At 72.1% G+C, this 1,010-nt stretch carries 1 protein-coding gene; it reads right to left on the bottom strand.

Features of this window, described 5'->3' with window-relative positions; translation table 11 throughout:
- Nucleotides 1–1,010 (bottom strand): beta-ketoacyl synthase N-terminal-like domain-containing protein (locus tag ACWDBB_RS36270; RefSeq protein WP_449793663.1); only part of this gene is annotated, 1,010 nt, incomplete at both ends.

Raw genomic sequence — 1,010 nt, 5'->3', positions numbered from 1 at the left:
CCCAGGGTGTAGGCCACCCGGCCGGAGGCGATGCTGCTCGAACCACCCGTACCGAGGTAGCCCTCGACACCGGCCGGAATCGCGTGCAGACGCGAGGTGTAGTCGTGGTACATCACGCCGGCGAAGACGCCGGTCGCGCTGCCCTTCATCGAGGCCGGGTCGATACCCGCGCGCTCGAACGCCTCCCAGGAGGTCTCCAGCAGCAGACGCTGCTGCGGGTCCATCGCCGACGCCTCACGCGGGCTGATCCCGAAGAACGCCGGGTCGAACAGACCCGCGTCGTGCAGGAAACCACCCTCCGTGACGTAACTCGTGCCGGCGAGACCCGAGTTGACGTCCTCCAGGGCATCCAGGTGCCAGCCACGGTCAGTCGGGAACGACGTGATGCCATCGCGACCGCCGAGCACCAGCTGCCACAGGTCCTCGGGCGAGGCGACCCCGCCCGGGTAGCGGCAGGCCATCCCGACGATCGCGATCGGCTCGTCATCGCGGTACGACCTGACCGCGGGCACGCTCGGGCGCGACACCTCGGCGCGGCCGACGAGTTCGGCGGCCAGGTGACCGGCGAGCGCCTCGGGCGTCGGGTAGTCGAAGACCAGCGTCGCCGACAGCCGCAGGCCGGTGGTCGCGTTGAGGCGGTTGCGCAGATCCACGGCCGTCAGCGAGTCGAAGCCGAGGTCCTTGAACGCCCGGACCGGGTCGATGCTGTCGGGGGCGGCATGCCCGAGGACGTACGCGACCTGCGCCTGCACCATCGCCAGCAGCGTGCTCAGCCGCTCGGACTCGCTCAGGCCGGCCAGGGCCCGGGAGAGCTCGACCGACGCACCGGTGCCGGTGCCGACCTTGCGGCGGCGCGGCGTGCGAACGAGAGCCCGCAGCAGCGGCTGGACCTCACCCCCGCCGGTCATCGCCACCGGGTCGAGGTGCATGGGGACGACCAGGGCGCGCTCCAGGGTGAGCGCACCGTCGAACAGGGCCAGACCCTCCTGGGCGCGCAGCGGGGCGACGCC

The sequence above is a fragment of the Kitasatospora sp. NPDC001095 genome, from assembly GCF_053598615.1.
This window is presented reverse-complemented; position numbering and strand designations above follow the sequence as displayed.